Origin of the sequence: Streptomyces sp. NPDC088116 (genome assembly GCF_044741745.1) — a bacterium.
In the GTDB taxonomy this organism is placed as follows: domain Bacteria; phylum Actinomycetota; class Actinomycetes; order Streptomycetales; family Streptomycetaceae; genus Streptomyces.
On record NZ_JBIUTF010000008.1, the window covers coordinates 251,584 to 260,503 of the forward strand.

At 71.3% G+C, this 8,920-nt stretch carries 7 protein-coding genes; 1 reads left to right on the forward strand and 6 read right to left on the reverse strand.

Annotated features, from left to right (window positions below; all coding sequences use genetic code 11):
• Nucleotides 1-17: 17 nt before the first annotated feature.
• The 5 genes from ACIOJD_RS30025 to ACIOJD_RS30045 all read right to left on the reverse strand — a co-directional run bounded on the left by ACIOJD_RS30025 (nt 18) and on the right by ACIOJD_RS30045 (nt 6,012).
• Nucleotides 18-1,046 (reverse strand): ABC transporter permease, encoded by a 1,029-nt coding sequence (locus ACIOJD_RS30025; RefSeq protein WP_401919182.1) that lies wholly within the window; start codon nt 1,044-1,046, stop codon nt 18-20.
• A complete protein-coding gene (locus tag ACIOJD_RS30030) occupies nt 1,043-2,683 on the reverse strand; it encodes a sugar ABC transporter ATP-binding protein (RefSeq protein ID WP_401919184.1) in 1,641 nt (546 codons plus the stop codon). Before ACIOJD_RS30030 ends, ACIOJD_RS30025 begins: the two co-directional genes overlap by 4 nt.
• 2 nt (nt 2,684-2,685) lie before the next feature.
• Complete coding sequence (locus ACIOJD_RS30035) at nt 2,686-3,801, reverse strand: sugar ABC transporter substrate-binding protein (protein WP_401919186.1); 1,116 nt, start codon at nt 3,799-3,801, stop codon at nt 2,686-2,688.
• Between the two features lie 97 nt (nt 3,802-3,898).
• On the reverse strand, nt 3,899-4,675 hold the full coding sequence (locus tag ACIOJD_RS30040) for an SDR family NAD(P)-dependent oxidoreductase (RefSeq protein WP_401919187.1): 777 nt from the start codon (nt 4,673-4,675) through the stop codon (nt 3,899-3,901).
• The gene (locus tag ACIOJD_RS30045; RefSeq protein ID WP_401919189.1) at nt 4,672-6,012 is read right to left on the reverse strand and encodes an enolase C-terminal domain-like protein; all 1,341 of its coding nucleotides are present in this window, start codon (nt 6,010-6,012) and stop codon (nt 4,672-4,674) included. The genes ACIOJD_RS30040 and ACIOJD_RS30045 overlap by 4 nt, the downstream gene beginning before the upstream one ends.
• Before the next feature lie 297 nt (nt 6,013-6,309).
• Here ACIOJD_RS30045 and ACIOJD_RS30050 point away from each other — a divergent pair, with 297 nt between their 5' ends.
• Complete coding sequence (locus tag ACIOJD_RS30050) at nt 6,310-7,506, forward strand: PAC2 family protein (protein WP_401919191.1); 1,197 nt, start codon at nt 6,310-6,312, stop codon at nt 7,504-7,506.
• A gap of 128 nt (nt 7,507-7,634) precedes the next feature.
• Here the strand turns inward: ACIOJD_RS30050 and ACIOJD_RS30055 are convergent, their stop codons facing one another.
• A complete protein-coding gene (locus tag ACIOJD_RS30055; RefSeq protein ID WP_401919192.1) occupies nt 7,635-8,621 on the reverse strand; it encodes a superoxide dismutase in 987 nt (328 codons plus the stop codon).
• Between the last annotated feature and the right edge of the window lie 299 nt (nt 8,622-8,920).

The following is an 8,920-nucleotide window of genomic DNA, read 5'->3' on the forward strand; positions in this document are numbered from 1 at the left end:
GGCTTTCGCACCACGCGTCAGTCCTGCTTCTCACCGCTCGCGAAGCGCGAGATGACCAGCGCGACGATGATGATCGCGCCGTTGAGGAACTGGTTCCAGAGCGCCGGTACGCCCCCCAGCGTCATCACATTGACCACCAGTTGCAGGGTCAGCACCCCGGTCAGCGCCCCGAAGAGCGTGCCCCGCCCGCCCTTGAGACTGATGCCACCGATGACGGCCGCGGCGAAGACCTGGAAGATCCAGCCGTTGCCCTGGGTGGCCGCGACCGAGCCGTAGTGGCCGGTGTAGAGAATGCCCGCGAACGCCGCCAGCAGCCCGCCGATCGCGAGGACGATCCAGGTGACGCGGTCCACCCTGATCCCGGCGGCGCGCGCCGCCTCCGGGTTGCCGCCGATGGCATACAGCGCGCGTCCGTGCCGCAGCCAGGCCAGCGCGGCGCCACCGAGGGCGAACAGCGCCAGGCAGATCCAGACGGCGGCCGGGGCGCCCAGCCAGTCGGTCTTGCCCAGGTACCGGAAGGACTCCGGGACATCGGTGATCGACTTGCCCTCGGTGATGCCGATATGGAGACCGCGCAGCATGGTCAGCATGCCGAGGGTGGCGATGAATCCGTTGACCCGCAGCTTGAGCATCAGGAAACCGTTGACCGCGCCGATGGCCATACCGACCAGCAGACAGGCGGGTACGGCCGTCCAGAGCGGCAGCAGACCGAGCCCGGCGAAGCGGCCTCCCTCCGCGGGCAGCACCAGCCACATGGCGAGGACCGGCGCGATGCCGATCGTCGACTCCAGCGACAGGTCCATCCGTCCGCAGATCAGGATCAGCGCCTGGCCGAGCACGAGCAGGCTCAGCTCCGAGGACTGCTGGACGACGCTGATCAGATTGCCCGCGGTGAGGAAGACCGGCGAGACGATGAAGCCGATCACCATCAGCACCAGGATCACCGGTACGAGCGAGAAGTCGCTCCACCGGATGAACCGGAGCCGGTTCGGCGGGCTCGCGCTCCTGGTGTCCTCGGCCACCGGCGGACGTATGGTCCCGGTCATTCCCGCTCCCCCACACCTTCCATGGCGGCGACCAGTTCCCGGTCGGTCCACCCGCTGCCGAATGTGGCCACCACGCGCCCGTGGAACAGCGCGAGCACCCGGTCGCAGACCCGCAGATCGTCCAGTTCGTCCGAGACGATCACGGCCGCGCCGCCCTCGTCCGCCACCCGGCGCACCACGCCGAGCAGCGAGTCCTTCGACCGGACGTCGACGCCGGCGGTGGGCCGCAGGGCGACCAGGACATGGGGATCGCGGGCGAGCGCGCGGGCGACGACGACCTTCTGCTGGTTTCCGCCCGAGAGGCCCGAGACCGGCTGCTCGGGGCCGGTGGTCCTGATGTCCAGCGACGCGATCAGGGACCGGGCGAACTCCCGCGTACGGGAGGGCAGTACGGTCCCCCAGGGGCCGAGCCGGCCTGCGACCGTGAGCGTGGCGTTCTCCGCGACGCTGCGGTCCGGGACCAGCCCCTGGCGGTGCCGGTCCTCGGGGATGTAGCCGATGCCCGCGTCCAGCGCGTGCGGGACGCTGCCGGGTCTGACCGTGCGGCCGTGCACGGCGATGCGTCCCGAGGTCGCCGCGCGCATCCCGGCGAGGGTCTCTCCGAGGGCGGTGTTGCCGCTGGCCGCGGCTCCGGCCACGCCGAGCACCTCGCCGGGGCGTACCGCGAGGTCGAGCGGCTCGAACTCCCCGTCCAGCGCCAGCTCTTCGGCCTCCAGTACGGGATCCGGTAAGGGATCCCGTACCCCCGTGGCGCGTACGGCGTGCCAGGTGGCGGTCCTACCGGCGGACTCGCCGGTCATCGCCGTCACCAGGTCCGGCTTGGACAGCTCGGCGACCGGCGCGGTCAGCACGTGGCGGGCGTCGCGGTAGACGGTGACGGCGGTGCACAGCTCGTACACCTCCTGGAGGTGGTGGGAGATGAAGAGGAACGCCACTCCCTGGCCGCGCAGTTCGCGGAGCTTGCCGAACAGCCGCTGGATACCGCGTGCGTCGAGCTGCGCCGTGGGCTCGTCCAGGATGATCAGCCGGGCGCCGAAGGAGAGCGCCCGCGCGATCTCCACGAACTGCCGCTGTTCCACGGGGAGATCCCTCGCGCGGGTGTCCGGGTCGACCTCGACTCCGTACTCCGCGAGCAGCTCCCGCGCCCGCCCGCGCAATTCCCGCCAGCCGATGAACCGGCGGCTCTTGCCGGAACCGGCCCCGGACAGACCGTAGTTGTTGAGGAAGAGGTTCTCGGCGACGGTCAGGTCGGGGACGACCATCGACTTCTGGTGGACACAGGCGACCTTGGACTGCCAGGCCGTGGTGTCTCCGAAGGCGGGCGCGGGCTCGCCACCGAAGGTGACCCGTCCCGCGTCGGGCCTGTGCAACCCGGTGACCACGCCGACCAGGGTGGACTTGCCCGCGCCGTTGCGTCCCACGAGCGCGTGGGACTCGCCGGGGCGCACCGTGAGCCGGACTCCGTCGAGGGCGACGGTGGGGCCGAAACGTTTGACGATGCCTTCCGCGTGCACGGCGGCCGGCGCTTCCCTTGCCTCCCTGGTTTTCTGTGCCTCCCGCGCTTCCTGGGCCTCCCTCGCCTCCCGTGTCTCCCTGACCTCCCGTGTCTCCCTGGCCTCCCGCTCCCTCGGCTCCATGGCTAGCTCTTCTTCTCCAGCTGGTTGGCCCACAGCTTGTCGTCGTCCACGTTCTCCTTGGTCACCAGGGGCGCGGGAAGCTGGTCCTCGAAGCCGTTCGGGATCTTGATGACCGTGGAGCCGTGGTCGGTCGGCCCCGCCTTCGGGGTCTTGCCCTCCAGCGCCCGTTCGGCCCAGTACAGCGCGTACTCGGCGTACAGGTCGGCCGGCTGGGAGACGGTGGCGTCGATCTTCCCCGCGCGGATGGCGTCCAGTTCCTCCGGGATGCCGTCGTTGGAGACGATCGTGATGTGACCGGGGGTGCCGGCCGCCTTGAGCAGCTTCTTCTGCTCCAGCAGGGCCAGGGTCGGCTGGAGGAAGACCCCGCCCGCCTGCATGTAGATGCCGTTGATGTCGGGGTGGGCGGCGAGCGTCGACTGGAGCTTGGCCGAGGCCACATCGCCCTTCCAGTCGGTGGCCAGCTCGAAGACCCTGATGCCGGGGTACTTCCGGTGCATGCAGGACTTGAACGCCTCGGAGCGGTCACGCCCGTTGATCGAAGAAAGGTCCCCCTGGAACTCGGCGACCTTGCCCCTGCCCTTCAACCGCTCGCCCAGGTACTGGCAGGCCTGTTCGCCGTACGCGCGGTTGTCGGCCCGTACGACCATGTAGACATCGCCCGTGTCGGGCCGGGTGTCCACGCTGACGACGGGGATCTTCTTCTCGCTCAGCGTCCGGAGCGTCTCGGCGATCGCCCCGGTGTCCTGCGGGGCCATGACAACGGCCTTGGCGCCCTGGTCGGTGAAGACCTGGACGTTGGAGACGAGCTTGCCGATGTCGTTCTGCGAGTTGGTCAGCGGGAGCGCGTCGATCCCGTCCGCCGTGACGCCCTTCTCCACGTACCCCTGGTAGGAGTTCCAGAAGTCGCTGTCGCTGCGCGGCAGATCGATACCGACCTTGCCGCCACCCGCCGCGCCGCTGCCCTGGTCGCGGTTGCAGCCGGCCAGGGCCGTGACGGCCAGGAGTACGGCGCAGGCCGAGGCGCTCGTCGTACGCAGCGCGCGGAGTAATGGACGCGGGCCGCGAAGTACCGGACGTGGTCCGCGAAGTGGGGAACGCCCCACGGTGTGTCGTGGCATGGATGTCCCGTCCTTGGTCCCTGGGGAGTGTCGGGCTGTCGGGCTGTCGGGCTGTCGGGCTGTCGGGCTGTCGGGCTGTCGGGGGTGTCTACGCGGGTCAGGTGGCGGGACGCAGGCGCAGGCCCTGCATGCCGCCGTCGACGGCGAACGCCGTGCCCGTGACGGCTGCCGAGGCGGGGCTCGCCAGATGGACGACGGCCGCGGCGACCTCGTCCGCGCCGACCAGCCGTCCCATGGGCTGGCGGGCTTCGAGGGCGGCGCGCTCGGCCACCGGGTCCTCGGCCTGGTCGAGCAGCCGGCCGACCCAGGGGGTGTCGGCCGTACCGGGGTTGACGCAGTTGACGCGGATGCCCTCGCGGACATGGTCGGCGGCCATCGCCAGCGTCAGCGACAGGACCGCGCCCTTGCTGGCGCTGTAGAGGGCGCGCTGCGGCAGCCCGGCGGTGGCGGCGATGGAGCAGGTGTGGGTGACCGAGACGAGGCCGGGCCGGTCGACGGCCGAGCGGCGCAGATGGGGCAGCGCGTGGCGGGCGGTACGGACCATGCCGAGGACATTGACGTCCAGGACGCGCCGCCACTCCTCGTCGGTGTTGTCCGCGACGGTGCCGATGGCGCCGATGCCCGCGTTGGAGACGACCGTGTGCAGCGCGCCGAACTCCGCGGCCGCCGCGTCCACCGCCTCCCGTACGGCTGTGTCGTCGGTGACATCGGCCGTGAGCGCGAGCGCCCCGGCGGGTGCTCCGGCGCACTCCCGGTCCAGTACGGCGACCAGGGCGCCCCGTTCCAGCAGCAGTCTCGCGACGGCCGCCCCGATACCGGAGGCGCCGCCGGTCACCAGGGCGCCGAGCCCCTCGAAATCGCGTACGGCCGTCATGCGTCTGCCTCCTGAGCTTCGGTCCGGGACGGGACGGTGGTACGGCGGGCCTGCCAGACGGGCCCCTCCGGATAGCGGTGTGCGGCGATCGACGCGGGGAGCATCCGGGCGGAGAAACCCGGGGCGACGGGGGGCCGGTAGCGCCCGGAGGTGATCACCACGGGGTCGGCGAAGTGCTCGTGGAGATGGTCGACGTACTCGATGACCCGGCCTTCCTGGCTGCCGGAGACGGCGATGTAGTCGAACATCGCGAGATGCTGCACCAGTTCGCAGAGTCCGACGCCGCCGGCGTGCGGACAGACCGGGACCGCGAACTTGGCCGCGAGCAGCAGGATCGCCAGGTTCTCGTTGACTCCGGCGACCCGGGCCGCGTCGATCTGGACGTAGTCGACGGCTTCGGCCTGGAGCAGCTGCTTGAAGACGACCCGGTTGGCGACGTGTTCGCCGGTGGCCACCTTGACCGGCTGGCCCGCCCGTACGGCCGCGTGCCCGAGGATGTCGTCGGGGCTGGTCGGCTCCTCGATCCAGTGCGGTGTGTAGGGGGCGAGGGCGGACAGCCGGCGCAGCGCCTCGGGCACGTCCCAGCGCTGGTTGGCGTCGACGGCGATCCGGACGCCGGGGCCGACGGCGGCGCGGGCCAGCTTCATCCGCCGTACGTCGTCCGCGAGATCACCGCCGACCTTGAGCTTGATCTGCTCGAAACCGTCGGCGACCGCCTGTTCGGCCAGCGCGACCAGTTTGCTGTCGGAGTAACCGAGCCAGCCCGGTGAGGTGGTGTACGCGGGGTAGCCCTCGGCCAGCAGCCGGGCGGTCCGCTCGGCACGGCCCGGCTCCGCGGCGCGCAGGATGGCCAGCGCCTCGTCCGGGGTGAGGGCGTCGGTCAGATAGCGGAAGTCGACCAGCGAGACGAGTTCCTCGGGCGTCATCGTGGCGAGGAACTCCCAGACGGGCTTGGCCGCGGCCTTGGCCGCCAGGTCCCAGGCCGCGTTGATCACGGCGCCCGCCGCCATGTGCGTGACGCCCTTCTCCGGGCCGAGCCAGCGCAGTTGCGAGTCGTGGGTGAGTGCGGTGGAGAGCGCGGCGAGAGAGGCCGCGTCGTGCGGGGCCGGGTGCCCGAGGACGTACGGGCGCAGCGCCTCGATGGCGGCGGCGGTGACCTCGTTCCCGCGCCCGATGGTGAAGCAGAAGCCGTGCCCCTCGGCGCCGTCGTCGGTACGCAGGACCACATAGGCCGCCGAGTAGTCGGGGTCCGGGTTCATGGCGTCGGAGCCGTCGAGCTGTTCCGAGGTGGGGAAGCGGATGTCGTGGACCTCGAACCCCGTGACGGTCTGGCTCATGCACGCTCCCGTAAGAAGAACATCGGACCTCTTCGGTCATCCGATGTATAGCGGTGGGCACGCCCGACCGTCCAGGGCCGGGACGAGATTTCCGGCTGCGCCCGGTGAGGGACCGGGGCCACAGCTCGGATGAATCGGTGGAGCGAACTGTTGAGCGCTGGAGTAAATCTCCAGCGGCCCACCGACCCATGCGCGCGTACGGCGAAGTTCACCCGAGCGTGCACGGGGCTGCGGACGGGCAGAGGTAAAGCCGTAAGGTTGGTCCGTACGAGAGGGAACTTCGGAAGGAGGCACTGGGTGATCGAGCTCGAGGGGGTTCCCGAGCTGATCGACCCGGTCATGGTGGCCGCGTTCGAGGGCTGGAACGACGCGGGCGACGCAGCCTCCACAGCGGTGGCGCATCTGGACCGGGAGTGGAAGGGCGAGGTGTTCGCGGCGCTCGACGCCGAGGACTACTACGACTTCCAGGTCAACCGGCCCACGGTCTACCTGGACGGCGGAGCGCGGAAGATCACCTGGCCGACCACCCGGCTCTCCGTGGTGCGGGTGGGCGGCGAGAAACCCCGTGACCTGGTGCTGGTCCGCGGTATCGAGCCGTCCATGCGCTGGCGGTCGTTCTGCAATGAGTTGCTGGGCTTCGCCCATGAACTGGGCGTGGAGATGGTGGTCATCCTGGGCGCGCTGCTCGGCGACACCCCGCACACCCGGCCGGTGCCGGTCAGCGGGGTCACCTCGGACACGGACCTGGCCAGGACGATGGACCTGGAGGAGACGCGGTACGAGGGCCCGACCGGCATCGTCGGCATCCTCCAGGAGGCGTGCACGCACGCGGGCGTACCGGCGGTGAGCCTGTGGGCCGCCGTACCGCACTACGTGTCGCAGCCGCCCAACCCGAAGGCGACGCTGGCGCTGCTCAACCGCCTGGAGGATCTCATCGGCCTCCGGATCCCGCAGGGTGAACTGGCGGAGGACGCACGGGCGTGGCAGCTGGGGGTGGACCAACTGGCCGCCGAGGACACCGAGGTGGCGGAGTACGTCCAGTCGCTGGAGGAGGCGCGGGACACCGCGGAGCTTCCCGAGGCGTCCGGCGAGGCCATCGCCCGGGAGTTCGAGCGGTATCTGCGACGGCGTGACGGCGGTCCCGGCCCGGCGCCGGGAGGACCGGGTGGTCCCGGCGGCGCGGGCAGCCATGCCACGGAGAGCGGTGACGGTGCGCCCTTCCTGCGCGACGCGCCGGGTGGCCGGGCACGTCCGCAGAAGCCACCGCGCGGCGGTCCGGAAGCGGATACGGAGAGCGGCCCGGGGACGGAGGCGGAGACCGGCCCGGGGACGGAGGCGGAGACCGGCCCGGAAAAGAGCAAGGATTCCGGTCCGGACGGGGACGCCGATACGGACAGGGACGCCGGGCCGGGCAAGGACGCCGCACCGGGCAAGGACACGAAGCCGGACTCCGGTGCCGGTACGGACGACAAGGACGATTCGTCCGGGGACTGAGACCGCTCATCGCGAAGTCCCGTCCGGGACCGAGGAGATCGAGACCCGCCCGTCCAACCGGGCACGGGAACCGAAACGTCGAGCGGGGCGGTGCCGTCGGGCGCCGCCCCGCTCCCGTACTCACGCGGTCAGGACCCGGCGGCCCTCACCCGGTCGACCGACACGACGTCGTAGTCCGTCTCCGGCGTCGGCTGCGCCACATCGAAGCGGGCGTTGGGCAGATAGATACGGTCCTGCCAGACCGCGGCCGTCGTCGGGACCCGGAAGCGGTCCGGTGCGGTGATCCGGGTGATCGCGGTGCCCCGCGTGCCCGCGTCGTCGAGTTCCAGTACGTCGATGGCGTTCTGCCGGTTCTGCACGGCATGGAGGGTCCGGCCGAGGAGCAGCAGACCGTCGCCGTTCGGCAGCCGGGCCGGGCCGAGATCCACCGTACGCGCGACACCCGTGTCCGGATCGACCCGCATCAACCCGCCGCCGTTCACGAAGCTGTTGACCACGAGCAGCGCCCGGCCGTCCGGTGTGGCCGTGATGCCGTTCGCGGTGAGGGCCGGCCCCTGCGCCCAGTCCCCGCTCAGCGGCAGAGTGGTGACCTCGTCGCCCGGCTCACCGTCGCGTCCCAGCGCCAGCCTGTAGAGCTGTGGATGGAACGAGTCGGTGAACCAGGCGGCGCCGGGCGTCAGGATCACATCGTTGACCATCGTGCCGGCCGTGCCCACGGTGAAGGTCTTCGTGATCCGGCCCGTGCGCACGTCGGCGACCCGGATCTCACGGCTCACGCCACCGCAGAGGAACAACCGGCCCCGGGAGTCGGTCTTCAGCCCGATGACGGGATGATCCGGACCGAGCCCGGGGACGACGATCCGGCCGTGTCCGGTGGCGAGACTCGCACGGAGCACGGAGCCGTGGGCTATCGATCCGACATAGGCGTACGGCTCCGAGCCGATGGTGATGCCCTCGGGCCGGAAGCCGTCGGGCAGCGGGAAGCCGGTGGGCCACCGCCTCCCGGTGGGCTGCGACGCGGCGGCCGTACCGCCGAGCGGGGCGAGAAGCGCCGCGCCGCCGACGGCGGCCGCCGTGCCGATCAATCTCCTGCGTGTGAAGGAACGTTGCGTCATGGGCGCCCTTCCGACGAAAGATCTACAGACGCTCACACCCCATCACATGGGCTGCCGCCGCACGGTGTTTGGCCGAATCACAGAGCACAGCCCGTCCGGTTACCGCCGGGTGCGCGGTGCGTACCGCCGGCGATCCGGTCCAGTCCAGTCCAGTCCGGTCACCGCGCGATCGCGAGTGAAAACCGGTCGTGGGGGGGGGGGGGGCGGGGGGGGGGGGGGGGCCCCGCCCCCCCCCCCGGGCCGGGGGGGGGGGGGCCCCCCCCCCCCCCCCCCCCCCCCCCCCCCCCCCCCCCCCCCCG

Excerpts from the sequence above, each read along its gene's own strand:
- ACIOJD_RS30025 (WP_401919182.1), bottom strand. The coding sequence starts at position 1,046 with ATGACCGGGACCATACGTCCGCCGGTGGCCGAGGACACCAGGAGCGCG.
- ACIOJD_RS30030 (WP_401919184.1), bottom strand. The coding sequence starts at position 2,683 with ATGGAGCCGAGGGAGCGGGAGGCCAGGGAGACACGGGAGGTCAGGGAG.
- ACIOJD_RS30035 (WP_401919186.1), bottom strand. The coding sequence starts at position 3,801 with ATGCCACGACACACCGTGGGGCGTTCCCCACTTCGCGGACCACGTCCG.
- ACIOJD_RS30040 (WP_401919187.1), bottom strand. The coding sequence starts at position 4,675 with ATGACGGCCGTACGCGATTTCGAGGGGCTCGGCGCCCTGGTGACCGGC.
- ACIOJD_RS30045 (WP_401919189.1), bottom strand. The coding sequence starts at position 6,012 with ATGAGCCAGACCGTCACGGGGTTCGAGGTCCACGACATCCGCTTCCCC.
- ACIOJD_RS30055 (WP_401919192.1), bottom strand. The coding sequence starts at position 8,621 with ATGACGCAACGTTCCTTCACACGCAGGAGATTGATCGGCACGGCGGCC.